The sequence below is a fragment of the Streptomyces sp. SAI-135 genome, assembly GCF_029893805.1.
Lineage (GTDB): Bacteria > Actinomycetota > Actinomycetes > Streptomycetales > Streptomycetaceae > Streptomyces.
On sequence record NZ_JARXYP010000002.1, the window covers coordinates 7,037,193 to 7,063,933 of the forward strand.

At 72.6% G+C, this 26,741-nt stretch carries 22 protein-coding genes; 14 read left to right on the top strand and 8 right to left on the bottom strand.

All coding sequences use genetic code 11. The annotated features are described in order from the left end of the window. Nucleotides 1–36: 36 nt before the first annotated feature. Both M2163_RS36260 and M2163_RS36265 read right to left on the bottom strand, forming a co-directional pair. The gene (locus M2163_RS36260) at nucleotides 37–564 is read right to left on the bottom strand and encodes a DUF6114 domain-containing protein (protein WP_280896086.1); all 528 of its coding nucleotides are present in this window, start codon (nucleotides 562–564) and stop codon (nucleotides 37–39) included. After that, nucleotides 564–1,229 (bottom strand): DUF6230 family protein, encoded by a 666-nt coding sequence (locus tag M2163_RS36265; RefSeq protein WP_280896087.1) that lies wholly within the window; start codon nucleotides 1,227–1,229, stop codon nucleotides 564–566. Before M2163_RS36265 ends, M2163_RS36260 begins: the two co-directional genes overlap by 1 nt. A gap of 663 nt (nucleotides 1,230–1,892) precedes the next feature. Here M2163_RS36265 and M2163_RS36270 point away from each other — a divergent pair. After that, nucleotides 1,893–2,555, top strand: coding sequence for a Tat pathway signal sequence domain protein (locus tag M2163_RS36270; protein ID WP_280848693.1), 663 nt, complete (start codon nucleotides 1,893–1,895; stop codon nucleotides 2,553–2,555). Nucleotides 2,556–2,573: 18 nt separating this feature from the next. On the opposite strand, the gene M2163_RS36275 is transcribed toward M2163_RS36270, so the two are convergent. Continuing rightward, on the bottom strand, nucleotides 2,574–3,530 hold the full coding sequence (locus M2163_RS36275) for a lytic polysaccharide monooxygenase (RefSeq protein WP_280896088.1): 957 nt from the start codon (nucleotides 3,528–3,530) through the stop codon (nucleotides 2,574–2,576). 367 nt (nucleotides 3,531–3,897) lie between these two features. On the opposite strand from M2163_RS36275, the gene M2163_RS36280 reads away from it, so the two are divergent. Beyond that, nucleotides 3,898–5,682, top strand: a complete 1,785-nt coding sequence (locus tag M2163_RS36280; protein WP_280848692.1) for a S8 family serine peptidase — start codon at nucleotides 3,898–3,900, stop codon at nucleotides 5,680–5,682. Nucleotides 5,683–5,760: 78 nt separating this feature from the next. Here the strand turns inward: M2163_RS36280 and M2163_RS36285 are convergent, their stop codons facing one another. Continuing rightward, entirely contained in the window at nucleotides 5,761–6,423 is a 663-nt protein-coding gene (locus tag M2163_RS36285; RefSeq protein WP_280848691.1) for a ScbR family autoregulator-binding transcription factor, read from the bottom strand. 144 nt (nucleotides 6,424–6,567) lie between these two features. Between M2163_RS36285 and M2163_RS36290 the strand changes: the two genes are divergently transcribed. The 4 genes from M2163_RS36290 to M2163_RS36305 all read left to right on the top strand — a co-directional run bounded on the left by M2163_RS36290 (nucleotide 6,568) and on the right by M2163_RS36305 (nucleotide 10,292). Beyond that, nucleotides 6,568–7,494 (top strand): ScbA/BarX family gamma-butyrolactone biosynthesis protein, encoded by a 927-nt coding sequence (locus tag M2163_RS36290; protein ID WP_280848690.1) that lies wholly within the window; start codon nucleotides 6,568–6,570, stop codon nucleotides 7,492–7,494. A 70-nt stretch (nucleotides 7,495–7,564) separates the two neighbouring features. After that, nucleotides 7,565–8,215: a ScbR family autoregulator-binding transcription factor gene (locus M2163_RS36295; RefSeq protein WP_280848689.1), complete on the top strand. Its 651-nt coding sequence runs from the start codon at nucleotides 7,565–7,567 to the stop codon at nucleotides 8,213–8,215. 97 nt (nucleotides 8,216–8,312) lie between these two features. Next, nucleotides 8,313–9,464, top strand: a complete 1,152-nt coding sequence (locus tag M2163_RS36300) for a damage-control phosphatase ARMT1 family protein (protein ID WP_280896089.1) — start codon at nucleotides 8,313–8,315, stop codon at nucleotides 9,462–9,464. A 75-nt stretch (nucleotides 9,465–9,539) separates the two neighbouring features. Beyond that, the gene (locus tag M2163_RS36305) at nucleotides 9,540–10,292 is read left to right on the top strand and encodes a class I SAM-dependent methyltransferase (protein WP_280848687.1); all 753 of its coding nucleotides are present in this window, start codon (nucleotides 9,540–9,542) and stop codon (nucleotides 10,290–10,292) included. Here M2163_RS36305 and fxsT read toward each other — a convergent pair. Then, nucleotides 10,250–13,516, bottom strand: a complete 3,267-nt coding sequence (gene fxsT / locus M2163_RS36310; RefSeq protein ID WP_280896090.1) for an FxSxx-COOH system tetratricopeptide repeat protein — start codon at nucleotides 13,514–13,516, stop codon at nucleotides 10,250–10,252. The genes M2163_RS36305 and fxsT overlap by 43 nt on opposite strands. Nucleotides 13,517–13,825: 309 nt before the next feature. Between fxsT and cyc2 the strand changes: the two genes are divergently transcribed. Then, nucleotides 13,826–15,988, top strand: a complete 2,163-nt coding sequence (gene cyc2, locus M2163_RS36315; protein ID WP_280848685.1) for a germacradienol/geosmin synthase Cyc2 — start codon at nucleotides 13,826–13,828, stop codon at nucleotides 15,986–15,988. Between the two features lie 161 nt (nucleotides 15,989–16,149). Beyond that, nucleotides 16,150–16,740 carry a PDZ domain-containing protein gene (locus tag M2163_RS36320; RefSeq protein WP_280848684.1) on the top strand — a complete coding sequence of 197 codons (591 nt, stop codon included), beginning with the start codon at nucleotides 16,150–16,152 and terminating at the stop codon, nucleotides 16,738–16,740. Here M2163_RS36320 and M2163_RS36325 read toward each other — a convergent pair. Then, nucleotides 16,733–17,488, bottom strand: a complete 756-nt coding sequence (locus M2163_RS36325) for a metallophosphoesterase (RefSeq protein WP_280848683.1) — start codon at nucleotides 17,486–17,488, stop codon at nucleotides 16,733–16,735. The two genes, M2163_RS36320 and M2163_RS36325, sit on opposite strands and share 8 nt — an antisense overlap. Nucleotides 17,489–17,618: 130 nt before the next feature. Between M2163_RS36325 and M2163_RS36330 the strand changes: the two genes are divergently transcribed. From M2163_RS36330 to M2163_RS36340, 3 genes are all read left to right on the top strand, one after another. Further along, entirely contained in the window at nucleotides 17,619–18,242 is a 624-nt protein-coding gene (locus tag M2163_RS36330; RefSeq protein WP_280848682.1) for a LysE family translocator, read from the top strand. A gap of 116 nt (nucleotides 18,243–18,358) precedes the next feature. Continuing rightward, nucleotides 18,359–19,483, top strand: coding sequence for an aminopeptidase P family protein (locus M2163_RS36335; protein WP_280848681.1), 1,125 nt, complete (start codon nucleotides 18,359–18,361; stop codon nucleotides 19,481–19,483). 47 nt (nucleotides 19,484–19,530) lie between these two features. Next, nucleotides 19,531–20,475 (top strand): aminoglycoside phosphotransferase family protein, encoded by a 945-nt coding sequence (locus tag M2163_RS36340; protein ID WP_280896091.1) that lies wholly within the window; start codon nucleotides 19,531–19,533, stop codon nucleotides 20,473–20,475. A gap of 448 nt (nucleotides 20,476–20,923) precedes the next feature. Here M2163_RS36340 and treZ read toward each other — a convergent pair whose 3' ends face one another. Next, on the bottom strand, nucleotides 20,924–22,669 hold the full coding sequence (gene treZ / locus M2163_RS36345; RefSeq protein ID WP_280896092.1) for a malto-oligosyltrehalose trehalohydrolase: 1,746 nt from the start codon (nucleotides 22,667–22,669) through the stop codon (nucleotides 20,924–20,926). Between the two features lie 173 nt (nucleotides 22,670–22,842). Here treZ and M2163_RS36350 point away from each other — a divergent pair, with 173 nt between their 5' ends. The 3 genes from M2163_RS36350 (at nucleotide 22,843) to M2163_RS36360 (ending at nucleotide 25,315) form a co-directional block, all read left to right on the top strand. Beyond that, nucleotides 22,843–23,394, top strand: a complete 552-nt coding sequence (locus tag M2163_RS36350; RefSeq protein ID WP_280848678.1) for a DUF1707 and FHA domain-containing protein — start codon at nucleotides 22,843–22,845, stop codon at nucleotides 23,392–23,394. Between the two features lie 137 nt (nucleotides 23,395–23,531). Beyond that, entirely contained in the window at nucleotides 23,532–24,896 is a 1,365-nt protein-coding gene (locus tag M2163_RS36355) for a M14 family zinc carboxypeptidase (protein ID WP_280848677.1), read from the top strand. Next, entirely contained in the window at nucleotides 24,893–25,315 is a 423-nt protein-coding gene (locus tag M2163_RS36360) for an SSI family serine proteinase inhibitor (protein ID WP_280896093.1), read from the top strand. The genes M2163_RS36355 and M2163_RS36360 overlap by 4 nt, the downstream gene beginning before the upstream one ends. A gap of 28 nt (nucleotides 25,316–25,343) precedes the next feature. Here M2163_RS36360 and M2163_RS36365 read toward each other — a convergent pair whose 3' ends face one another. Beyond that, a complete protein-coding gene (locus M2163_RS36365; RefSeq protein ID WP_280848675.1) occupies nucleotides 25,344–26,594 on the bottom strand; it encodes a M14 family zinc carboxypeptidase in 1,251 nt (416 codons plus the stop codon). Nucleotides 26,595–26,741: the final 147 nt, after the last annotated feature.

Below are 26,741 nucleotides of genomic sequence, written 5' to 3' on the forward strand. Positions count from 1 at the left end.
GCGATCCGGTCGCGGGAGCGGCCCCCGCGTCCGGGACTACGGGGCGGTCCTCGGTGCGCCGGTGGCCGTCACGTTCTGAGCCGTGCGGGTGTCCGTACCGGCTTGTCCGGTCCCGGTCGCCGGGCCGTCCTGGGGTGCCCCCTGTGCCGTCCGGCGCCTCTCGCGGCGGCTCACCCGCGGCTCCTGGTCGGGCAGCCAGCCGAAGGTCAGGATGCTGCCCACGACCCCCAGCAGGAGGCCGACCATGAAGCCGCCCATGTTCGAGGTCACCCAGGTGCCCATGGAGACCAGGACGCCGGTGATCGAGTAGAACAGGCGCTGGGCCGGGCTGAAGAGGATCAGCAGGCCCAGCAGCACCATCAGGGTCGGCAGGAGGTAGCCCGCCACCCCCTGCATCCCGACATGGACGACGACCTTGATCGAGGCCTTCATGGTGAGCAGGATCCACGCCCCGCCCAGGGTGAGCCACAGCCCGCCGAAGAACGGGCGTCCGTTCACGAAGCGGGTGAACGCGTCCTGGCTGTGCGCGCTCCGCTGGACGCCCACCGGCTCCTGCCCCTCCATCAGCAGGCCTTGCTGCTGAAACTGAGCTTGAGGCCGGGGAGCTTGAACACGCCTGCCGTGGTGGCGTAGTTGGTCTGCCGCAGGTCGCCGATGTGCACGGTGTCGGCCTGCTGGCTGAAGACGCCGATGGGGCCCTTCACGCCCGCCTTGGTGAGGGTGCTGGCGTCGTTGCCGATCTCGATGTTGTCGAAGGAGGCGTTGCCGGACAGCTCGGTCGAGTCCGTGGTCAGGTCGGTCGCCTGCACCTTGTCCTTGCCGCCACCCGCCTCGATCCGCAGGTTGGTGCCGCCCAGGTCGACGCTCTGGCACAGCTTGGTGAGGGTCGCTTTCTTGATCGCGGAGGTCACGACCAGCACCTGGCCGCCGGTGTCGCCGGCGTTCGGGCTGTTCTCCGCCATGTTGTCGAGGCCGCCGAACTGCTCGAACCCGGTGCCGTCGAGCTCCGTCGCGGTGACGGTGAAGGGCATGCCGGAGATGGCGAACTGGACGCCCAGAGCGCCCTCGGCGGTCAGGATCGCCATCCCCGCGGTGATCGCGACCGCCGGCACGGCCATGATCGCGGCCCGGCGGCCCCGGACCCGCCCGCGTCTCGCGGTGCTGCCGGGGCTTTCGGGGGCGGAACCGCTTTCAGGAGTCTCGGAGGTGGTGCCGACGGACGAGGCCATGTGCTGCTCCCAGGGGCATAGTCAACGCAAGTGGGGCTCACGTGCGGATGTGCGGCTTCAGTGGCTTGTTGTCCTGGCGCGGACAGCGGCTGCGGCGTACGTCTCCTGCCAGCCCCCGGCGGCTGCAAGGGCTTTCGTACTCCGCGGTAATGGCAGGGAAGTTACCGGCGGTTACGCCCGTGGGTCAAGCAAGTTGTGAGTAAAGGGTGTTGATTATGTGCCACCCGTGATCAACAGTGCCTCCAACAGCAGCAAAAACCGCCGATCGTAGATCAACTGCCGTGCAGCACCTTGACGTTGACGGATGCTCAGGTCTACAACTCTCCCTGGCTTCCTCGGATCCGTGGCGCCGGATCCAAGCCGTCGGGCGGCACCTGCCCGCGTTCCCGGACCAGCTGTCCTCACGGACGGGCTCCGCACCGCCCGAGTCCGACCCTCCACGGCACCCGAACCGGCCGTTTCCCCCTGGGCCGCACCGGACTCGCCCTCTCTCGCCCGGCCCGGCCGGAGCCCTCCCCCATGGGGCAGCCGACCGGTCGCCGGCCTGATGCCGTTGCCGGTCCGTCACGTACGGAGAAGGCGTGACGGGTCGGCAACGGCGGGCGCCGACGCGCGTCCGCGCCCCCCACACCCACCCTCACCTCAGGAAAGAGGCAATCCCCCATGCGTATGCGTTCTCTGCTGTCCCTCACCGCCGCTGCCGCCGCCTTCGCGCTTCCGGTGGCCGTGGCCGCGTCCGCCCCCGCCGCGGCGGCCGATGTCGCGGTCCTCACCACCGGCGCGGTCGGCGGTGCCAACGTCGCCGAGGGCACGGTCATCAGCGCCTCCCTGGCGAGCGGCACCACCGCGACCCTCTACTCCACCTCGACGGGCACCAGCGGGATCACCTGCTCGGCCTCCACCTTCACCGCCACGGTCGCCGGCAACCCGACCGCACCGGGCACCGCCACCGAGTCGCTGACCGGGCAGACCTTCAGCAACTGCACCTCGAACGTGGTCGGTGTCCTCGGCGTCACCAGCATCACGGTGAACAACCTGCCGTACTCCACCGCCGTGTCCTCCGGCGGCGCCGTCGCCGTGACCCCGGCGAGCGGCTCCGCCATCCAGACCACCGTCGTGCTGCGCACCCTGCTGGGCAGCGTCAGCTGTGTCTACCAGGCGGCGGCCGGCCTGTCCGGCACGGCCGACAACGCCGACAACTCCATCACCTTCGCCAACCAGCAGTTCAGCCGGACGTCCGGTTCCTCGCTGTGCCCCGCCAGCGGCTTCTGGAGCGCGAAGTACAGCCCGGTGACCGCGGGCGGCGAGCCGGTCTACGTCAACTGAGCACCGTAGACAGGTAGTTCAGCGTCGGCGCAGACGAAGCGCCAGGGCGGCGCCCCCGGTGAGCACCAGCACCGCGGCGGCGCCGCCCGCCATCACGGGCGCGGAAGGCCCGGAGCCGGGGTCGGCGTCGGCCGCCACCGGAGTGGAGTCGGGCACGGCGCCGCCCGCCGAACGCGCGACGGAAGGCGTCGGCGAGGGGGCGACGGAAGGAGTGGCCGGCGGCGAACTCCGCGCGGGGTTCTTCTCCGCCGCCCTCGACCGGGCCGGCGACGCGGCGGCGCTCGCCCCGTTCCCGCCCCCGGCACTGCCCGCGCCCTGGTCGGCCGCCGCCGGGAACACCACGTCCGAGCAGGAGTAGTAGGTGTCCGCCGTACTGCTGTTCTGCCAGATCGTGTACAACACCTGCCGGCCCGTGCGGTCCTTGGGCAGCGTCATCCGGATCCGGTACGCCCCGTCCGTCAGCGCCGGGTCCTTCACCTCGGCGAACGGCCGCTCCGGCAGATCGGACCACTTCAGCGGCTTCGACGGGTCGTAGCCCGGCTCGGTGAGGTACATGCGGAACGTGCCGGTGTGCGGGATCGTCGAGACGTACTTCATGGTCAGGGTCGCGCCGGGGGAAAGGCGTGTGGACGGCCAGTCGGAGCGGGCCAGGTCGAGGCCCCGGTAGGCGGACAGGCCGCCGCTGCACAGCTTGCCGTCGGGGATCGCCTGCCGGTCCCGGCCGTTCACGTTCGCGACCCTCAGGTTGTCCCACGCCGTGAAGGGCGAACCGTTCGCCGACACGGCGGCCCGGCACGCGGCCGTGCCCGACGAGCCGCCGTCGGGGGAGCAGGCGAAGACCCGGCTGACCGGATCCGTGGGGGCGCCGTGGGCCTGCGCGGGCGCCGCGGCGAACACGGTCATCACGAACGGGGTCAGGGCGGCGGCGACCGCCGCACCGGTACGACGGGCTGTGGTCCAGGGCATCCGGGCCATCCGGAACGCCTCCTCGAGCGGCGCGGGAACGACGGGCTTCCGTGCAGTACGGGACGCGGCCCTCGCGCGTTCACCGGCACACCGGGCTGTTCGGCTCCGTGCAGACGCGGGCAAAGGGGCCATCAGCGGTCAACCGGCCACCGTAGAGGGTGGGTTTCCGGCCGGGTCAAGGGTTTCCCCTGTATCCGCATGACCTGCCCTTTGCCTATCGTTCGACCACAGCTGACCCACAGGCAACCCCGAACAGGTCACGCTCCCTCATCTCGGCCGGCCCCACGCTCCTGGCTTCACCCCCCGCCGCTTCATCGACGAAGCGATTCGACTGCCGCTCCGCGCTGCCCGGAGCACGGCCCCGAAAGGCAAGCCCTTGCGTACCTCCCCCTCCCTCCGGCGGAAGCTGATATCCGCCGCCGCCGTCTCCGCGGCCCTGCTCTCCGTCGGTACGGCCTCCGTCGCCGTCGCCCAGGACACCCCCGCCCAGCAGGCCGCGGTCCCGGCCGCGCTCACCGAGGCCGCTCCCGGCGTCCAGGCCGAGCGCCTCATCGTCGGCTACAAGTCCGGTGCGGCCGAGGCCACTTCGAACAAGGCCGCCGAGGCCGACGCCGCCGCCAAGGACGCCGACTTCCAGCGCAGACTCGGCACCGGGGCCGCCCTCGTCGACCTCGGCACCGATCCCAGCAGCGCCGAAGTGGCCGACGCGGTCGCCGAGTTCAAGGCCGACCCGCAGGTCGCCTACGTCGTACCGGACCGCCTCAACCGGCCGCAGGCGGACCCGAACGACACCGAGTACGCCAAGCAGTGGGACCTGTTCGAGTCCACGGCCGGCATGAACGTGCCGGGCGCCTGGCCGACGTCGACCGGCAGCGGGGTCACCGTCGCCGTCATCGACACCGGCTACGTCACCCACTCCGACCTCGCCGCGAACATCGTCGGCGGCTACGACTTCATCTCCGACACCGCGGTCTCCGTCGACGGCAACGGCCGCGACAGCAACCCGGCCGACCCGGGCGACTACTACGCCGCGAACGAGTGCGGCTCCGGCATCCCGGCCTCCAGCTCCTCCTGGCACGGCACGCACGTCGCCGGCACCATCGCCGCGGTCACCAACAACGGCAAGGGTGTCGCGGGCATCGCGTACGGCGCGAAGATCTCCCCGCTGCGCGTGCTCGGCAAGTGCGGCGGCTACGACTCCGACATCATCGACGCCATCACCTGGGCGTCCGGCGGCACCGTCTCCGGCGTGCCCGCCAACACCAATGTCGCCAAGGTCATCAACATGAGCCTCGGCGGCGACGGCGCCTGCACCTCGGCGACCCAGACCGCCATCAACAACGCCGTCAGCCGCGGTACGACCGTCGTCGTGGCGGCCGGCAACGACAACGAGAACGTCTCCGGCCACTCGCCGGGCAACTGCAACAACATCATCTCGGTCGCCGCCACCAACCGCTCCGGTGCCAAGGCCTCGTACTCCAACTACGGCTCCCTCGTGGACATCTCGGCGCCCGGCGGCCAGACCAGCACCGGCACCGCCAACGGCATCCTGTCCACGCTCAACTCCGGTGCCTCGACGCCCGCTTCGGAGTCGTACGCCTACTACCAGGGCACCAGCATGGCCACCCCGCACATCGCCGGCCTGGTCGCGCTGATGAAGTCGGCCAACTCCTCGCTGACCCCGGCGCAGATCGAGACCGCCATCAAGAACAACGCCCGTCCGCTGCCCGGTGCCTGCTCCGGCGGCTGCGGCGCGGGCCTGGCCGACGCGGCGAAGACGGTGGCGGCCGTGAGTGGCGGCGGTACGACGACGGGGACGACCTTCTCCAGCACCACGGCCGTCTCCATCCCGGACAACGGCTCGGCGATCGAGTCCTCCATCGCCGTCAGCGGCCGCAGCGGCAACGCCCCCTCGGCCCTCCAGGTCGGCGTCGACATCACCCACACCTACCGCGGTGACCTGGTGATCAGCCTCGTCGCCCCGGACGGCACGGTGTACGGACTGAAGGCGGCGAGCTCCTCGGACTCCGCGGACAACGTCAACACCACCTACACCGTGAACGCCTCCTCCGAGACGGCCAACGGCACCTGGAAGCTCCGCGTCCAGGACACGGCCGCGCAGGACACGGGCACGCTCAACGGCTGGAAGCTGACCTTCTGAGCGTACGCCCGAACGACGGGGCCGGCCGGTGCGGATGGGCACCGGCCGGCTCTTTCGCACCGGTCCGGCCGCCCCGGATCACGCCTCGGCGCCCACCAGTTCACCGCTCCCGACGGAGGCCAGCACCCGCGCTCCCCGGTCGGGCCGGCTGTCGATGCCGATCAGCAGGGCCGGCACCACGATGCTCGGCAGCACATGGGCCCACAGCACGGAGATCCGGTGTCCCAGATCCTCCCGTCCGTGCAGCGCCCGTGACATCAACTGCACCCCGGCGAACGCGCCGACCAGCAGATCCGCCGTGTTCCTCGGCTCGACCGTGGGCAGCAACTCGCCCTGCGCCCGGGCCTCTTGCAGCATCGCCACCAGATGCTCGCTCCACTGCCGGAACGGCCCCGTGTGATCGACCCCGGGCGGCGCGCACTGGTCCACCGTCAGCCGCACGCTCCCCTTCAGCAGGGCGTTGGTCCGCAGTCGGTGCCCGAAGACGAACGTCATGTCGACGATCTCCTGCACCTTGCACGGATGCGGCGGTACGGCACCCAGCGACAACTGCTCGTCGAGCACGGCCTGGGCCAGGGACTCCTTGGAAGGGAAGTGGAAATACAGGGCACCTTTGGTGACCTCGGCCCGCTCCAGCACCATCGCGATGGTGCTCGCGGCGTACCCGTGCTCGTCGAAGACGGCACCCGCGGCCTCCACGATCGCCTTGCGTGTCCTGATGGCGCGCTCCTGTCTCGCCATAAGAACCCCTCCCATGCGCCGAGTTCGGATCTGATCCGGTCTCGATCGGTCACATTGAAAACAGACCGGAATCCCTCGTACTCTATCGCTCACCGGCACGGGCACCTCACCGTCCGTCATCGCTTCGGAGGAACGAGGGGAGACATGCCAGAGTTGCGGCAGTTCACGCAGGCCCGGGCCGGGTCCGGGACCCTGACGGCGACCGTACCCCGTGAGTTCGTGCACCGGGTGGCCGTCGCGGAGATCCTCCTCACCGGCTGGACCAGGTCGGACGCCGACCGGTTCACCATCACCGCCCAGTGGCCGCGCGCCCACCAGTTACACGTGTCCCCGGACCGCTCGGCGTATGAGCCGCTGCTGGTCGCAGAAACGGTCCGCCAGTGCGGGGCCCTGCTCGCCCACGCGGCCTACGAGGTCCCGCTCGGACATCAGTTTGTCTTGCAGGAGCTGCGTGTCGACACCCGCCCCGAGCACCTGGCCGTCGGCTCCGCCCCCGCCGAACCCGTCGTCGACGTCACCGTCACCGAGGTCCGCCGTCGCGCCGGCCGCCCCACCGCACTGCGCTACGAGGCCGTCGTGCGCCTGGGCGGGGAACGAGTGGCGACCGGCGGCATCGCCGTGACCTGGACGAAGGAGTCCGTGTACCGCCGGCTGCGCGGAGGGCGCACCGCCGACGTCGGCGCCCTGCGGCTGCCCCGGCCGCTGCCGGCGCCGCTGCCCGCCGACACGGTGGGGCGGGCCCTCGCCGCCGACGTCCTTCTCTCGCCCACCGCCCGACCCGGCCGCTGGCGGCTCCGCGTCGATACCGCACATCCTGTTTTCTTCGACCACCCCCTGGACCACATCCCCGGCATGCTCCTCCTGGAGGCCGCCCGGCAGGCCGTACGGGCGCACGGCGGGCCGGAACATCGGGTGCCGGCCTCGTTCCACGCCACGTTCCACCAGTACGCGGAGCTCGACGAACCGGTCTGGACGGAAGTGAGCGAGGTGGACGGCGCCGACGTACAAGTCATCGCGTTGCAAGGGGAGTCGGTGGTCTTCGCATGCCGGGTGGGTGCCGTCGCAGGGTGAGTTATCGTGTACAGGGAGTAAGAAACAAACGGCATGACCCGTTCTTTTCCGTACCAGGAGTGTGCAGTCGATGCCGAGGCAGTTACGCGCCGAACAGACCCGGGCGACGATCATCACCGCCGCCGCCGATCTGTTCGACCGTCGCGGCTATGAATCGACCAGTCTGAGCGACATCGTCGCGCACGCCCAAGTCACCAAAGGCGCCCTCTACTTCCACTTCGCCGCCAAGGACGATCTCGCGCACGCGATCATGGAGATCCAGTCGCGGGCGTCGCGGCAGCTCGCGGGCGACGTGGACGCCCGCGGGTACACGTCGCTCGAGTCGCTGGTCCGCATCACCTTCGGGATAGCGCGCCTGTCGGTCGAGGGACCGGTGCTGCGGGCCGGACTCCGGCTCGCCACGGGGGGAGTCGAGGTGCGCCCGCCACTGCGGCACCCGTTCACCGAGTGGCTGGACCTGGCCACGGCGAAGCTGATGGGGGCGGTCAAGGAGTCCGACCTGCATCCGGACACCGACGTGGACGCGGTGGCGCACTCCCTGGTCTCCTTCTTCGTGGGCACGCGGGTGGTGGGCCGGCATCTGGAACCGGTGGGGCGGCAGCCGCGGCGGCTCGCGGAGATGTGGCACGTGATGATCCGGGGGCTGGTGCCGGTGCCCCGACGGGCCCGTTACCTGGCACTGGTCAGTCAGTTGGAGCAGGAGTCCCGCGGCGGCGGGTGAGCGCTGTTGCCGGGCACTCGTGCGCTCGGGCCGGGGCCCCCACGCGGTGCAGCCGCGCATGACACGGCCCCGCCCCCGCAGTGGTTACAGTCGGCGCATGTCCATCAGCGCCCCCGTCATCCTCGGCAATGAACCCGGTTCCTTCCCCTACGGCGTGCTCGCCGAGCGGCATCCCGCGATCATCGGACAGGTGCGGGAGGCGTTCCCCTACGGGCCCGAGCAGCACCGCGCCCTCGACGCGCTGCTCGACAGCTGCACGAAGGGTGTGATCGAGCCGCTGCCCGGCGGGGCGTGGAGCGAGTGGGGGATCGGCGGCTACCTCGGGCAGTCCTGGTTCGACGTGCCCTGGCTGTGGTCCGAGAGCTACTTCTACCGGCGGCTGCTGGATGCCGTCGGGTACTTCGGGGACGGGCCCTGGCGCGGCATCGATCCCTTCCGCCCCTCCAAACTCGCCGAACTCGACTCCCCGGAGACGGACGAGGAACTCGCCGCGCTGGACGAACTCTCCGCCCTGTCGGCCGAGGAGCAGGGCGCGGCCCTGCTGCACGGGTCGCTGTGGGGCAACCGGGCCGATCTGGGGTTCCGCCTCTCCGACGGGGAGGCCGAGGGGCGGGACGCCGTACCGGATCTGGTCGCCGACGACAGCGACCGGCTCCGGGCCCTGCTCGACGGGGCCGGAACCCTCTGCCTGATCGCCGACAACGCCGGACGCGAGCTGATCCCCGACCTCCTCCTGGTCGCCCATCTCCTCCGACACGGCCATGTCGAACGGGTCGTGCTGCATGTGAAGCCGTACCCCTACTACGTCTCCGACGCCACGACCGCCGACGTGGTCGACGCGCTGCGCCGGCTCGTACGGGCGCCGGGGGAGGCCGCGGCCTACGGGCGCCGGCTGTGGGACGCCATGGGCGACGGACGGCTCGACGTCCGCGCGCACGCGTTCTCCTGCGCGCCGCTGCCGTACGCGGACATGCCCGACGACCTGCGGACCGAGATCGGCGGCGCCACCCTCACCGTCCTGAAGGGCGACCTCAACTACCGGCGTCTGGTGGGCGACCGGTGGTGGACGCCGGACACGCCCTTCGCCGAGGTGACCGCGCACTTCCCGGGACCGGTCGCCGCCCTGCGCACCCTGAAGTCCGACGTGATCACCGGGCTCGACGGGCGCACGGTGACCGCGCTGGACCAGGCGCGGGGGCGGCGCTGGCGGACGAGCGGCACGCACGCGCTCATCCAGGTCCGGCCCTGAGGAGAGTTATGCTGCCTGGGGTTGATCCGGTGGGCTGCCCTACGTCCCGCCGACGGGCAGCGAAAGAGGACGTCATTGACCCCGCGGTACCTGCGCAATCCTGGGGAGCCCGTCTACGACGTGGACGCACGGCGCTACCTCGACGTCTCGGACGCCCGTGACGAGGCCGACCTGCACGACGTGTTCACCGACATCTACCGCACCAACCGCTGGGGTTCCGACGAGACCCGCTCCGGCCCCGGCTCCGAGCTCCAGCGCATGAAACGCGTGATCGCCCAACTCGGGTCCCTGATCGCGGACTTGGGCGTCCGTTCGGTACTGGATGCACCCTGCGGCGACCTGAACTGGATGCGGCACGTCGACCTGCACGGCGCCTCCTACCTCGGTGGGGACGTCGTCGCCGAACTCGTCGCGGCCAACCGTGCCGAACACCCCGGCCCGGGGCGGGAGTTCCAGCTGCTCGACTTCACCGCCCAGCCCGTGCCGCGCGTCGACCTCATCGTGTGCCGGGACGCGCTCGTGCACTTCTCCTACCAGCATGTGGTGGAGGCGCTGACCCGTTTCCGCGAGAGCGGCTCGCGCTATCTGCTCACCACGACCTTCTCCAGGACGCCCGCCAACACCGACATCGTCACGGGCTGGTGGCGGCCGATCAACCTCCGGCTGGCCCCCTTCGGCCTGCCCGAACCGCTCCAGGTCATCGGCGACGACGAGTCCGACGACTTCTACGACGACAAGACGCTCGCCCTGTGGGACCTCACCCAGATCCCCGCACACTTCCCGGGCTACGAACCGGTGGCCGCCGAGTCGGGGTCCCGGGGCGCCTGATCCTCGGAACGCAGGCCCGCGAGGGCCGCCTGCGCGGCCAGGGTCCGTGGGTGCCGTAACCCCAGCACCTCCTCGCAGGCCGCGCGCACCTCCGTGAACTCCGCTTCCGCCGCGTCGAGTTCGCCCTTGAGGCACAGCAGGTCGGCCAGGTTGTGCCGGACCGCCAGGGTCCCCGGGTGGCGGGGCCCCAGCGTCTCCACGCAGTCCGCGAGCACCGTCCGGTACTCCCCCTCCGCCCGCTCCACGTGCCCGCGCAGATGCAGCACGTGCGCGGCGCCGTGCCGTACGGACAGCGTGAGCAGGTGCTGCTCGCCGAGCACGGTCCGGCGGGCCTCGTAGACCTCCCGGAACTCCTGTTCCGCCGCGGCGAGCCGGCCCTGGTCCTTGAGCAGGTCGGCGAGGTTGTGGCGGACGGCGAGCGTGCCCGGGTGGCGGGGGCCGAGGGTCTCCACGCAGTCCGCCAGGACCGTGCGGTACTCGGTTTCGGCCCGGTCGGTCCGGCCTCGCAGGTGCAGCACGTGCGCGGCGCCGTGCCGCACCGACAGGGTGAGCAGGTGCTGTTCGCCGAGCACCTCCCGGCGGGCCGCGTACACCTCCCTGAACTCGGCTTCCGCCGCCTCCAGTTGGCCCCGTTCCATCAGCAGGTCGGCCAGGTTGTGCCGGACCACCAGGGTGTGCGGGTGCATGTCGCCGAGCAGCCTGCGCTGGACCTCGAAGACCTCCCGGAACTCGGTCTCCGCGTCGGTGGGCCAGCCCCGGTCGCGCAGCACGGTGGCCAGGCCGTGCCGGGCGGCCACCGTCTCCGGGTGGTCCTCGCCGTAGGCGTCCGCGCGCAGCCCGAGCACCGCACGGAACTCGTGCTCGGCCTCCACGAGCAGGCCGCGGTCCCGCAGGACGTCCGCGAGGTCGTGGCGCACGGCGAGCGTGATCGGGTGCCGCTCGCCCAGGACGTCCCCGCACACCCCCAGCGTCTCCCGCAGCTCCTGCTCGGCCTGCCGGAACATGCCGCGCTCGTGCAGCACCTGGGCCATCTCGTGCCGGGTGACCAGGGTGTCGGGGTGGTTCGCGCCGAGGGTCTCCCGGTAGGCGTCCAGGAGCAGGCGGTACTCCTCCTCGGCCTCGGCGAGCAGCCCCCGGTACCGGGCCATCCAGGCCACGCCCTTGCGGGCCGCGAGGGTCCGGGGGTCGCGCTCGCCCAGCAGGGCCCGGCGCGTGGCGTGCACCGCCCGGTACTCGGTCTCCGCCTCGACCGGGCGCCCCCGGCCGTTGAGCAGATTCGCGAGGGCGTACCGCGCGTCGGCGGTCTCGCAGGCCGCGTCACCGAACAGGGCGCGCGTGTCCTCCAGCACCGTGCGCAGCAGCGACTCCGCCGCGGGCAGCCGGCCCCGCAGATGCAGCAAGTGGGCGGCCGCTGACCGCACTTCGAGCGCGTCCGGGTCACGGGGACCGCATGCGAGCACGACCGGCTCGCACGCCCCGAGCACCTCCTCGGCCCGGTCCAGCCAGCCCCGCCGGATCAGATGCCGGGCCCCGGCCGCGGCGGCCCGCAGCGCCTTGGAGACCAGCTCGTCCGCCGCCTCGTACGGGTCGCCGATCAGGGCCAGCGGGGCGTCGCAGTGCGGGAGCAGCAGCCGCCAGCGCGGCCAGTCGCGCGGGTCGTCCTCGCTGAGCTCGGCGGTGGCGCAGACGACCAGGTCGGCCACGACGGCCGCGTACTCCCGCATGTGCTCGGCGAGGTCCCGCTGGAGACGGCCGGCGTCCCGGACGAGGGGGTGCATCAGCAGGGTGCGGGTGTGGTCGTCGCCGCCGGGCGGGGTGTGCAGCTCGATCAGTCCGAAGTCGGCGAGCGAGGTGAGCGCGGTGTACAGCTCCTGGGGGGTGACACCGGGCAGCAGTGACGACTCCGCCAGCCGGTCGGGGCGCAACAGGCCCACCAGCGGCACCGGCGCCTCGCCCAGACAGCACAGCAGCCGCATCAGCGGCCGGGCCTGGACGATGCCCCGCCGCTCCAGGAGGTCCAGCGACAGCTCCCAGGTGCCGGTCACCGGGACCGAGTAGTTGCTGCCCTGCCGCCCGGGCGGATGCTCGTCGAGGAGTTCGGTGAAGCGCTCGTCGAGGGCCACCCGGTAGTCGGCGTACGTCCGCACGGTCGTCGTGCCCGGCCAGGCGGGGAACGCCGACGCCGCCGCGAGGTGCGAGCCCGCGATACGCAGCGCCAGCGGCAGCCCGCCGAGCCGCCGGGTCAGCAGTCGGGCGTCCTCCCGGGAACCGGCCCGCTCCCCGGCGAGGTCCCACAGCACCTCGGTGGCGTCGTCCTCCTCCAGGGCGTCGACCGAGTGCAGCGTGGCCCACGGCCCCCAGGTCCGCGGGCTGCTGTCCCGGCTGGTGATCAGCACCAGCCCCGGCAGCTCGGCGGCGGGCCGGATCCAGCCCCTGCCCTCCGCCAGCCGGCCGTAGGGCGCCAGGTGCTCGGGCTCGTCGGCGTTGTCCACCACCAGCAGCCAGGGGGCCGAGGTGTCGCACAGCCGCCGCCACAGCAGGTCGGTAGCGCTCGAACGCCCCGACCAGGCACGGTCGATGAGATCCGCGGGGGTGCCGAGTGCGGCCACCACCTCGCGCATCCCGGCGCTCAGCGTGGCCGGGTTCTTCGCCGTCACCCACCACACGTCGACGTTCAGCGCGGCGGCGTACGCGGCGATCTCCAGGGCGACCGTGGTCTTCCCGCTGCCGCCCATGCCGTGCAGCACCTGCACACCCGAAGTCGGCTTGCCCACCAGCTGTTTGAGCGTGTCCAGGAGCGGTTCCCGGCCCCGCACCCGGCGGTCGAGCCGGCCCAGGGGAGGCGCGACGGTCAGCGCTCCCGGGGCGCGGACCGGCTCCAGCGGGCCCGGGGCCTGCTGCACCTGGATGAAGACCGGGCGCGCGATGCCGGAGAACTCCTGGACGAACTCGGCCAGCAGACCGGACAGGCCGGGATTGTGGGCCAGCAGGCCGCGCAGGGTGCTGTCCCACTCCTGGCGCTGCTCCCGCAGCATGATCTCCTGCTGGGCCGGGGGTGCCGCGTCGAGCTCCGCCCTGACCCGGTCCAGCCGCTCGACGTCCTCCCGTCGCAGGAACCGGGCCATCCGCTGCCGGGCCGCCTGCCAGGCATCCGTGGTCATCAGCCCGACCATCGTGCCCGCTGCGGCGGCAGCGGTCTGGGTGAACAACTCTGCCCCGAACATCGAGGACCCCCTGTCGGCACACACCTCGACGGCTCCGTCCGAACCCCTCTCCTGTCCAGGTTCTCATGTCACATGGGTGCGTAGGGACTTGATCCCGTCGATGAGGTGCGACACGAGACGTCCGGGCGCGTCGGCACGGGCAGGGGGGACGGGCCGGGGCGCCCCTGTCGCGGGCCGCGAACCACCGCGGCCGCCCTCGACGCCACAACAGACGCCGGGAACTGCCGGTTTCGTCCCGGATTCACGCGATGGTGTGATCATGTGTGCCGTGGTGGATGCCCGCGGAGAGCCCTGGGTAGGGCCCGGCTCATGACGCAGCAGCCCTTCGAACTCCCGCACTTCTACATGCCGTATCCCGCGCGGCTGAACCCCCACCTCGACGAGGCCCGCGCCCACTCGACCACGTGGGCGCGCGAGATGGGCATGCTGGAGGGCTCCGGGATCTGGGAGCAGTCCGACCTCGACGCGCACGACTACGGCCTGCTCTGCGCCTACACACACCCCGACTGCGACGGCCCCGCGCTCTCGCTCATCACCGACTGGTACGTGTGGGTCTTCTTCTTCGACGACCACTTCCTGGAGACCTTCAAGCGCACCCAGGACCGCGCCGGCGGCAAGGCCTACCTCGACCGGCTGCCCCTGTTCATGCCGATGGACCTGTCGACCCCGATGCCCGAGCCGCAGAACCCGGTCGAGGCGGGCCTCGCCGATCTGTGGACGCGGACCGTGCCGTCCATGTCCGCCGACTGGCGCCGCCGTTTCGCCGTCGCCACCGAGCACCTGCTGAACGAGTCCCTGTGGGAGCTGTCGAACATCAACGAGGGGCGGATCGCCAACCCCGTCGAGTACATCGAGATGCGCCGCAAGGTCGGCGGCGCCCCCTGGTCGGCCGGTCTGGTGGAGTACGCGACGGCCGAGGTGCCCGCGTCCGTCGCCGGTTCACGGCCCCTGCGCGTGCTGATGGAGACCTTCTCCGACGGCGTCCACCTGCGCAACGACCTGTTCTCCTACCAGCGCGAGGTGGAGGACGAGGGCGAACTCAGCAACGGCGTCCTGGTCCTGGAGACCTTCTTCGGCTGCACCACCCAGGAGGCCGCCGACACCGTCAACGACGTCCTCACCTCCCGCCTCCACCAGTTCGAGCACACCGCCCTCGCCGAGGTCCCCGCGCTCGCCGTGGAGCACGGCCTGTCCCCGGCCGAGGTGACCGCCGTCGCCAAGTACACGCAGGGCCTGCAGGACTGGCAGTCCGGCGGCCACGAATGGCACATGCGCTCCAGCCGCTACATGAACGCCCGCGCCGACACCACCTCCCCCTGGCAGACCCTGACCGGCCGCGGCACCTCGGCCGCCGACGTCCGCGCCCTGCTCGCCTCGGCCGGCGCCGAGCGGCTGCGCGCCCACACCCACGTCCCGTTCCAGAAGGTCGGGCCGTCCTTGCTGCCCGACTTCCACATGCCGTTCCAGGTCGAGCACAGTCCGCACCTGCCCGGCGCCCGCCCCCGCCTCGTCGCGTGGGCGCACCGCATGGGCATGCTCCAGGAGGGCGTGTGGGACGAGGACAAGCTGGCCGCGGCCGACCTCCCCCTGTGCTCGGCGGGCATCGACCCGGACGCGAGCCCCGAGGCCCTGGACCTGAGCTCGCACTGGCTGGCCTGGGGGACCTACGGCGACGACTACTACCCGCTCGTCTACGGCGGCCGCCGCGACCTCGCCGCCGCCCGGCTCACCACCCGGCGGCTGTCGGACTGCATGCCCCTCGACGGCGAGCAGACCCTCGTCCCCGGCAACGCCATGGAACGCGGCCTGATCGACCTGTGGGCGCGCACCACGGCGGAGATGACCCCCGACCAGCGGCGCACCCTCAAGGACGCCGTCAATGTGATGACCGAGAGCTGGGTCTGGGAGCTGGGCAACCAGATCCTGCACCGCGTGCCCGACCCGGTCGACTACCTGGAGATGCGGCGCGCCACCTTCGGCTCCGACCTCACCATGAGCATGTGCCGCATGGGCCACGGCCCGGCCGTCCCACCGGAGGTCTACCGCAGCGGACCCGTGCGCTCCCTGGAGAACGCCGCCGTCGACTACGCGTGCCTGCTCAACGACGTCTTCTCCTACCAGAAGGAGATCGAGTACGAGGGCGAGATCCACAACTCGATCCTCGTCGTGCAGAACTTCTTCGGCATCGACTACCCGAGCGCTCTGCGGGTCGTCCACGACCTCATGACCCAGCGCATGCAGCAGTTCGAGCATGTCGCCGAGCACGAACTGCCCGTCGTGTACGACGACTTCGGGCTCTCCGAGGAGGGGCGCGAGGTCATGCGCGGCTATGTGACCGACCTCCAGCACTGGATGGCGGGCATCCTGCACTGGCACCGCACGGTCGACCGCTACAAGGCCGAACACCTGGCCCGCCGCACCCACGGCTTCCTCCCGGACCACCCCCCGGCCGCCCTGCACCTGGCCGTCTGACCGGACGAGCACGAGACCGGTACCCGGTGGGGCGGACCCGTTCTGCGCGTCCGCCCCTGTCGTGTCTCCTGATGGCCCGTCAGTCTCACTCGTTCGTGGCTCGTCGCGCGCCCCCGGGCCGGGTAGACACCAGCCGGTGGTGATCCAGCCGGAGGCGAACCATGGAACAGACTGCACTGCGTCCCAAGCCGATGCCCGGTCAGGAGCCCGGCGGGGGCGGGAGGCCCGGGCCCGCCCGGCGCCCGCACGCCGCGCGCCGGCGCGGACGAAGGCTCACGACCCTGCTGTTCGGTCTGTTCGCCGCGGCCGTCCTGGTGCTGTCGGGGGTGGGTCTCGGGACGGTCGGTGCCACGGTGATCGGCATGAGCAAACTGGCCGAACTGCGACGGCAGGCGGGGCCTCACCACAGCGGGCCGCACGCCTCGGCGCACCGGGGCCCCGTCCCGTCGGCCGGGGCGCCGACGCCCGCCGCCTCGCCCGCGCCCGCCGTCGCCACCCTCGGTCTGGAGGCCGTGGACGCCGAGAAGTCGGGCGCACTGGTGGTCGGCGTCCACGTCCCCGGCCCGGGCTACGCGGCCGGCCTGGTCCGGGGCGACGTACTCCTCGCCCTCGGCCGGACCCGCATCGACGGGGCCGAGGATCTCGCGCGCGCCGTCGCGCGCGCCCGCCCCGGCCGCGAGGTCGTGCTGACGGTCCGCCACCGCAGCGGCGGCTACCAGCAGCTGACGGCCGTTCCGGGCGTCGTCACCTGACCACGCGGAAGTGCGTGGTGAGCCGTCGCTCGTCGTCCAGTACATGGAAGGCCAGCCCCACCGGCGCGTCCCGGTCCGCGATCTGTTCGCCCTCCCACGGCAGTCGCAGCGTCCATGTCACCCCGGGTCCGACCATCAGGGGCCGCCCGGCGAACACGGTCGCCGTCGGCGTGTGCGCGTGACCGGTGATCAGTCCGGCGATCTCCGGCCGCCGTTCCAGCAGCGCGGCCAGCCGCGCGCGGTCTTGCAGCTGGTAGGAGTCGGGCAGGGGGTGGTGTACCGCCACCGGCGGATGATGGAAGGCCAGCAGCGCCGGACGGCTGCCGCCGAGGTCGTCGAGCGTCGCCTCGATCCAGTCGTACGTCTCGTCGTCCAGGGCCCCTTCGTCGCTCCCCGGGATGCTGGAGTCGCACATCAGCACCGCACCGCCGTCGAAGACCCGCACGCTGTTCACCGGCCCGTCGGCGGCGGGCCGGCGCAGCAGGGCCTTGCCGTACGGGCCGCGGCTGTCGTGGTTGCCGGGGCAGGTGAGCACCGGGAAGGGCGCGTCGCCCTCGTGCAGTCCCAGGATGCGCGCGGCCTCCTCGTACTCCGCCTCCGCACCGTGATCCGCGATGTCACCGGTCACCAGCAGGGCGTCCACCCGCCCCGGCAGCTGCCACAGCCGGTCGCGCACCCGCTCGGCGCGCTCCGTCGCGCGTGCGGTCCCGTCGAGATGCAGATCGCTGATGTGTGCGAGCACGAGCACGACGTACCCCCTCGTCTAATGGTTGCTATTGGATCCAAGCATTAGGTGGGATGCCCGATCAAGTCCCTCCCGTCGTCCGGCGGCGGAAAACCACTGGTCCGGATCCGGCCGCGGACGCCACGATGAGCCCATGCCGACCACGCTCATCGCCTTCCTGGGGGCCTGCACCCTCATCGCCGCGTCACCCGGCCCGAGCACCGTGCTGATCATCAAGCAGTCCCTGCACAGCAGGCGCTCCGGCCTCCTGACCGTGCTCGGCAACGAGACCGGCGTGTTCCTCTGGGGCGTCGTCGCAGCCCTCGGCCTGACCGCGCTGCTGACGGCCTCCGAGATCGCCTACGACGTGATGCGGATCGCCGGTGCCGTCGTGCTCGTCGCCTTCGGCGTCCAGGCGCTGCGCCAGGCGCGCCGGGCCGAGAAGGCCGGCGGCGACGGCGGCTGGGAGAGCCCCGGCAGGACCGGCCTGGCCGTCTACCGCGCGGGACTGCTGCTCAACCTCGCCAATCCCAAGGCGGCCGTCTTCGCCCTGTCCTTCCTGCCGCAGTTCGTGCCCGAGGGGGCACCCCACCTGCCCACCATGATCGGGCTCGCCGCGCTCTGGGCGGTCTACGAGATCGGCTACTACAGCCTCTATGTGTGGTTCGTCGGCCGGCTGCGGGAGGTGCTGTCCCGCGCGGGCGTGCGCCGACGGCTGGAACAGGTCTCCGGGGGCGTCCTGCTGCTCCTCGGCGTCCGTATGGCCCTGGAGGGCTGACGCACGCCAGGCGCCCCGGCCGATCCGTGCCGAAAGACCCGCCGACCGGCTCGCGCGGCCCTCGCCGTCCGGGCAGGATGCTGCTCAAAGACCATCACCCGCCCAGGGAGGCCCGGATGACCGGCACCGCAGCGCCCTTCGCCGCCGACGACTACAGGGCCCGCATGGAGCGCGCGGCACGGTCGGCCGCCGAGGCCGGGCTCGCCGGACTCCTCGTGGCCCCCGGCCCCGACCTGGTGTGGCTCACCGGCTACGCGCCCACCGCCGTCACAGAACGGCTGACCCTGCTGGTCCTCGCCCCCGGACGGGACCCCGTCCTGGTCGTGCCCACCCTGGAGGCCCCGGACGCCGCCAGGGCCGCCGGCGCGAGCGCCCTGACCCTGCGGGACTGGACCGACGGCAAGGACCCCTACGCCGCCACCGCCGCCCTCCTGGACACCGGCGGCCGGTTCGGCATCAGCGACAACGCCTGGGCCATGCACCTGCTGGGCCTCCAGAAGGCCCTGCCCGGCACGGCGTACGCCTCCCTCACCGAGGCCCTGCCGATGCTCCGCGCCGTCAAGGACGCGGCGGAGCTGGAGCTGATGGCCGCCGCGGGAGCGGCCGCCGACGCGGCCTTCGAGGAGGTCCGGAAGGTGCCCTTCGGTGGCCGCCGGGAGTCCGAGGTGGCCGCCGACCTCGCCGACCTGCTGCGCCGCTTCGGCCACTCCCAGGTCGACTTCACCATCGTCGCCTCGGGCCCCAACGGCGCCAACCCGCACCACGAGGCGGGGGAGCGGGTCATCGAACGCGGCGACATGGTCGTCCTCGACTTCGGCGGCCTCAAGGACGGCTACGGCTCCGACACTTCCCGCACGGTCCATGTCGGCGAACCCACCGACGAGGAACGCCGGGTGCACGACGTCGTGCGCGCGGCGCAGGAGGCGGGCTTCAGGGCGGTCCGGCCCGGCGTGGCCTGCCAGGAGGTCGACCGGGCGGCCCGCGCGGTCATCGCCGACGCCGGGTACGGCGAGTACTTCGTCCACCGCACCGGGCACGGCATCGGCGTCACCACGCACGAACCGCCGTACATGATCGAGGGCGAGGAACAACTGCTGGTCCCGGGCATGTGCTTCTCCGTGGAACCCGGTGTCTATCTGCCGGGCCGTTTCGGGGTACGCATCGAGGACATCGTCACGGTCACCGAGAACGGCGGCCGCAGGCTCAACGACACCACCCGCGAGATGGTCATAGTGGACTGACCCAGCCCCCAGGAGCCCTTCCACCCCCGAGCGACTACGGCGCGACCATGACCCAGGCACCGACACCCACCGCGGACACGGTCCGCCGGCTGGTCCGTTCCCTGCTCAAGGACGGCACGTCCGACGCGGGCGGGCCCGAGGTCCGGCCCGTCGCCGAGAGCGGGCAGACCACCTGGTGGGTCGGCACCCGCCATGTCCTGCGCCTCGCCGCCGACCGCGAGGCCACCACCCGCAGACGCCGTGAGCTGCGGCTGCGCGAGCTGGTCCGCCCGCACGTGCCGGTCGCGGTGCCGACCAGCGTGGCGCAGGGCGAATGGGCACCCGGACTGGCCTACACGCTCGACACCAAGGTGCCCGGCGGCTCGGCGGAGGAGCACGACGTGTCCGCCGTCGGCGAGGCCGACCTGGCCGGCCTGCTCACCGGGCTGCGCGAGGTGCCGGTACGGCAGGCCGAGGCGCTCGGCGTCCCCCGCGTGGCCCCGCGCTCCCTGGAGGCGCTGCGCCGGGAGGCCGGCCGGGCCGCCGAAGTCCTGCGTGCGGCCGACGAGTTCGACCCGGCCCGGCTCCAGCAGCTCACCTCGCCGGCCGCGGTCCAGCTCGCCGCGCAGCCCGGTGGCGCGGTCCTCGTGCACCATGCCCTGACCGGCGAACACCTCGTGATCAGCGCCGACGGCAGGGTGCGCGGCGTCCTCGACTGGACCGGCACGGTCGTCGGCGACCCCGCCGAGGACATCGCGGGCCTCGCGCTCGCCGTCGGCTCGCCCGCCGCCGTCCGCGCCGCCACCCTGGCCGGGTACGGCGCCCGTCCCTGCCTGCGCGGACTGTGGCTCGCCCGCTGCGACACCGCGATCCGCCTCGCCGCGGGCCTGGAGGGCCGCGCCCCGGAGCCCCTGCCCCTGCTGCGCACCCGGCTGCGGCGCGCCTGGGAGGCGATCCTGCTGGAACGCGTCACCGAGCTGCGGGACGAGGAGACCGACGACGCGGAGTTGTAGACGGCCCCACGCGGACTGGTCACGTCGTCCGGGCACGTCGTCCGGGCACGTCGTCCGGTCACGTCGTACGGGCATTTCGTACGGGCATTTCGTACGGGCATTTCGTCCGGTCACGCCATGCCGGCACGTCGTCCGGTCACGTCGTCCGGTCATCCCGGCCGACCACGCCGACTGGTCACCCCCGGCTGGTCATCCCGTCCGGACGTCCCCGGCTGGTCACCCCGTCCAGCCACTCCCGGCTGGTCACCCCGTCCGGTCACCCCGGCCAATTGAACGTCCGGCCAGTCACCCCCGACCGGTCACCCCCGACCGGTCACCCCCGACCGGTCACCCCCGACCGGTCACCCCCGACCGGTCACCCCCCACCGGTCACTCCGTCCGGTCCCTGCGAGGTGCCCGACGGCGGACGTCCCGTACGTCGCCCCGCGAACCGGAGGCGTCCCGGACGTCAGCCCTGCAGCAGCACCACGCACGACTCCCCGGGCACGTGCAGCACCCCGTCCGCGCCCGGCGCGTCCACCGGCTCCCAGGCCGCCAGGACACGGGCCTCGCGCGGGCCCAGGGGGATGGCCGCCGGTGACTTCGCGAGGTTCACGGCCACCCGGACGTCCCCGCGGCGGAAGGCGAGCCAGCGCCGGTCCGCGTCGAAGGCGACCTTGGTGTCGGCCAGGTCGGGATCGGTGAGGTCGGGCTGCTCGTGCCGCAGGGCGAGGAGCCGGCGGTACCAGGCGAGCACGCGCGCGTGGGGTTCGCGTTCGAGCTCGGACCAGTCCAGGCAGGAGCGGTCGCGGGTCGCCGGGTCCTGCGGGTCGGGCACGTCCTCCTCGGCCCAGCCGTACTCCGCGAACTCCCGCCGCCTGCCCCGGCGTACGGCCTCGGCGAGCTCGGGGTCGGTGTGGTCCGTGAAGAACTGCCAGGGCGTGCTCGCCGCCCACTCCTCACCCATGAACAGCATGGGGGTGAAGGGCGAGGTCAGCACGAGCGCCGCCGCACAGGCCGCCAGGCCGGGGGAGAGGGAGGCCGCAAGACGGTCGCCCTGGGCGCGGTTGCCGACCTGGTCGTGGGTCTGGGAGTACCCGAGCAGCCGGTGCCCCGCCGTGCGCGTACGGTCCAGCGGACGCCCGTGGCTGCGGCCGCGGAAACTGGACCAGGTGCCGTCGTGGAAGTAGCCGCCGGTGAGCGTCTTGGCGAGCGAGGCCAGGGGCGCCCTGGCGAAGTCGGCGTAGTAGCCCTGGGACTCGCCGGTCAGCGCGGTGTGCAGGGCGTGGTGGAAGTCGTCGTTCCACTGCGCGTGCAGCCCGAGACCGCCCTGGGCGCGGGGTGTGATGAGCCGTGGGTCGTTGAGGTCCGACTCGGCGATGAGGAACAGCGGCCGCCCCAGTTCGTCGGCGAGGGCGTCGACCGCCGTGGACAGCTCCTCCAGGAAGTGGCACGCGCGCGTGTCGGCGAGCGCGTGCACGGCGTCCAGGCGCAGTCCGTCGATCCGGTAGTCCCGCAGCCAGGACAGCGCGCTGCCCAGCAGGTACGCGCGCACCTCGTCGGAGCCGGGAGCGTCCAGGTTGACCGCGGAGCCCCAGGGAGTGTGGTGCGTGTCCGTGAAGTACGGCCCGAAGGCGGGCAGGTAGTTGCCCGACGGGCCCAGGTGGTTGTGCACCACGTCCAGGACGACACCGAGGCCCGCCTCGTGCGCCCGGTCGACGAAGCGCTTCAGGGCCTCGGGACCGCCGTAGGGCTCGTGCACCGCCCACAGGGAGACGCCCTCGTAGCCCCAGCCGTGCCGTCCGGGGAAGGGGCACAGGGGCATCAACTCCACGTGGGTGACGCCGAGTTCGACGAGGTGGTCGAGCCGGGCGGCGGCCGCGTCCAGGGTGCCCTCGGAGGTGTAGGTGCCCACGTGCAGCTCGTAGAGGACCGCGCCCGGCAGTGGCCGGCCCGCCCACCGCGTGCGCCACGTGTACCGCTCGTGCTCGACGACGGCGCTGAGCCCGTCCGGGCCGTCCGGCTGACGGCGCGAGCGCGGGTCGGGCAGCACCGGGCCGTCGTCCAGTGCGAAGCCGTACCGGGTGCCGTCCCCGGCCTCCGCCTCGCCCCACCACCATCCCGAGCGCTCCGGATCGCGCTCCAACGCGTGCGTGGCGCCCCCGCAATGGAGCGTCACACGGCCGGCCTGCGGTGCCCACACCTCGAACTGCACGGACGGTTCCCCTTCGTCTGTTCACCGTGATGTAGCCCGTCCATGGTGCTTCAAACGAGATCAATCCGCCGGGGAATCCTCCCCTTTGCGGCAGGTGTCGGCGGGTGTGCGCGGGTGGGGGCCGTCATCTCGTTTTCTGGACACCCGGGGTCCACTGCCCGACAATCACCAACGTGACGTCGTCCTTCGAGTTCAACACGTACCCCGCGCGGCTGTCCGACGCGGAGCGCGACAAGGTGCTGAAGGTGCTCCGTGACGGCGTCGCCATGGGCCGCCTGTCGCACGACACGTTCGTGCGCCGGATGGAACTGGCCCTCGTCGCGCGCCGGTCCGACGAACTCGCCGTGCTCACCGCGGACCTGCCCCAGGAGAGCCGCGTCTCCCGGCTGGTGTTCGGCACCGTCGAGGCCGTCTCCGGCTTCACCGTGCGGCTGCGCAGGGCGTGGCAGGCCGAGCGCCTGCCCAAGCTGCTGCTGCCGCACCCCGGCAGCGGGCACGCGCTGCGCATCGGCCGCGATCCGGCGAACGGCCTGCGGCTGACCCACGAGACCGTCTCCCGCGTGCACGCCGAACTCAGCCGCCAGGGCGGCATGTGGGTCCTGCGCGACCTCGGCTCCACGAACGGCACCACGGTCAACGGCCGACGGGTCATCGGCGCCGCCGTGGTCCGCGAGGGCGATCAGGTCGGGTTCGGCCGGATGGCCTTCCGGCTCGCAGCCGACTGAGCCCCACCTCACCTCTGGCCTGGGATTTACGTGCGGTTGCGGCCTCAACATGTTCCGTCTCACGGTGTTGACGTACCCCCCAAGTCGTGACTGACTGTGCGTACACCATGCACATCAGGTGAACCGACGGCACCACATTGTGGAGGTGTGCCCTGCCGCCCCTCCTCCGCTACCCGACCGTCGACGAGCTCGGCGCGCGGGCCGCGGCGCTCGTCGCCCGCCATCCGGCGGACGCCCGGCTGCGCCGCGCCGGCACCTCCCGCGCGGGCACCCCCCTGTGGCTGCTCTCCGTCGGCCACGGCAGCCGCCAGGCCCTCGTGGTCGCGGGCCCGCACGCCAACGAACCCGTCGGCGGCGGCACCGCCCTCAGACTCGCCGAACGCGCCCTGGCCGACCCCCGGCTCACCGTCGGGGCCGACGCCACCTGGAACCTGCTGCTCTGCCTCGACCCCGACGGCCTGCGCCGCAACGAGGGCTGGCTGCGCGGCCCGTACTCCCTCGGCCGCTACTTCCGCAACTTCTTCCGGCCCGGCTTCGGCGAACAGCCCGAGTGGCTGCCCGACGGCGCGGAGGCCGCCGCACTGCCGGAGACCCGCACCCTGCTCGCGCTCCAGGACGAACTGCGGCCCTTTCTCCAGTGCTCCCTGCACGGGGTCGACGTGGGCGGCGGCTTCGTAGAGCTCACCCAGGACCTGCCCGGCCTCGCCCGGCGCGTCGCCCACACCGCGTCCCGGCTGCGCATCCCGCGCGAGCTCGGCCCGTACGACACCCTCTACTGGCCGAGCCTCGGCCCCGCCGTCTACCGGATCCCGCCACCGCGCCGCGGCGACCTGGCCGCCGCCATCACCGAGGCCGCCGTCGAGTCGACCTGGTACCACCCGCACCGGTACGGCACCGTGACCGCCGTCGTCGAGGCGCCCATGTGGGGCGTGGCCGGTGTGGAGGACGGCGGCACCCCCGCCGACGCGGCCGCCGTGCTGCGCACCGTCAGCCACACACTGCGCCGCGACGCGCGACTCCTCGAGGACGTCCTTACGCGGATCCGCCCGCATGTCTCGGCCGCCCCCGACGCGGCCCGGCTGCTCGCCCCGGTCGAGGACTATTTACTGGTCTGCCCCGGACTCGCCGACGCCTGGGACCCCGACGTCCACGACGGCGGCCGCCCGATGCCCCCGCTCAACGTCGGCCACCTGGCCGCACTGCGCATCGCCGGACGGCGCCTCGCCCTGCGTACGGCCGGTCTGCTGCACCAGCTGGTGACCCGCGCGGGCGCCGACCCGGTCGGAGCGCTGCCGGAACTGGACCGGCTCGTCGACCTGTGGTGCGCCGACTACCGCGACGGCTGCGGGGCGCGCTGGATCCCGGTCCCGCGCCAGATCGAGTACCAGTCCCGGGTGGTGCTCGCCGCCTTCGAACTCGCCGCTCGGGAGGTGCCCGCCCGCTCCCGTTCGGGTGAGCCGGGCTGGGGATCCGGGGCCGCCGTGCCGATGCATCGGGAATGACGTACACCAGCTCAGCGACAGCGGTACGGCGAGCGGCACACCTGGCTCTGACGGCGGCCGCCCTGCTCCTGGCCGCCGCGTCCCCCGCGACGGCCGGGTCCTTCGCCGGCGGCGACCACCTCTACCTCACGGTGACCACAGGCGACGGCCGCTCCAGCGACACACGCGGCACCCTCCTGCTGTGCGACCCGCCCCAGGGGCACGGCCGCGCGGCCGAGGCCTGCGCGCAACTGGACTCCGTCGGCGGCGACATCGACGCACTCGCGCCCGCGGACGTCTACTGCCCGATGCTCTACGCGCCGGTCACGGCACGGGCCGGTGGGCAGTGGAACGGGCGCCCGGTCGAGTACCGGCGGACCTTCTCGAACCCCTGTGTGCTGAGGGCCCGGACCGGGGCGGTCTTCGCCCTCGACGGCTGAGACGTCCGCGCGCGTGGGCGAGGCCGGCTCAGCGGGCCCGCTCACGCGCGTGCAGCGCCACCGTCACGACCGTACGGGCCTGGTGCTCGACCTGGTGCTCCAACGGCACCCAGCGGGCCCCGAAACGTTCCGCGAAGGAGACGCTCCACTCCTCGACGAGCCGTTCCAGACGCGGGGCCGCGCGGTCGTCGGCGTCCCGCAGGACCCGCAGCAGCATGGCCGCGGCACGCAGCGGCAGCCGACGGGAGAACGCGTCCACACTGCCGATGTACGCCCTGGTGTCGTCGGCGGGCCGGGTGCTGATCCAGTCCGCGGCCAGCCCCGGCACCAGTTCCAGGCACCAGGTGGCGGCCCGCAGCAGCGGTCCCTCGGCGCCCGTCAGGCGCGGCAGCGCGTCCGCCAGCACCCGGTCCACCGCCCGCGACTGGCGCAGCAGCCGCCCCGCCAGCCACCGCATCGCCGCCGCCGGCGCCGGATGCCGGGCCGGATCGTCCACCAGGTCGCTCGCCCACATCGGCACCTCGACCACCGCCGTCAGACCGCCGTGGCGGTGCGCGTGGTACCAGGTGCTGAGCCGCGCGTCGTCCGGCATGCTCGGGTACGCCGCCCCCGCGCCCGGCGCCGGCATCACATGCACCCCGGGCCCGGACGCCGGCCAGCCCGCCGCGTCCGAGGCGCCGGTCTCCACCGGAATGTGCAGCTCCACGGCCGACTTGGCGAACGGCTCGGCGATCCCCGGCACGTCCTTCGTCAACTGCACCCAACTGCCGCCCAGATCCGTGGCGTGCAAGCTCACCTGGACGTAGGGCCGCACCTCGTCTATCAGCCGGGTCAGGGCTCGGGTCTCGGGCGGCAACCGGTCCGGCGGGAGCATCGCGGGTGCCCACTCCGGCTGCTCCGCCCCGGCCGGCCGGAAGAAGCCGAGGTGGTAGTCGAGGAGACTGCGCGGCGCCGGGGTGACGTGCAGACTCGCCCCGTCGGGATCCGCGCACAGCAGGAAGTGCCAGGACGTGTCCGCCCGCAACTCCGGCTCGGCCAGCACCCGTCGGGCCACCGCCAGAGCGGCCGGGCCGCCGGTCGGCTCGTTCGCGTGGGCGCCCGCGACCACCAGGACGGCCCTGCCGGACTGGCCGATCGACAGCACGTGGAGGGGTCTGCCCGCGCGCGAGACACCCACCTGCCGCAGCCGGCAGACACCGGGCCGGCGCGCGGTCAACGCCCGCGCGGACCGGACCAGTTCGGTCACCGTGGGGTAGCGCAGCTCCGGCAGGAGACTCACCCCCGACACGTCCGACCGGCCTCGCAATCCGCAGTACCCCACGGTCTGGTTGAGGTGTCAAGCAGGCCGCGGGGAGCCTCCAGGGGGCGCCCAGATGCATTTACCGGCAGCGGGTAGAGCCGTAGGCGCCAGCCGGGTTGTCCGGGC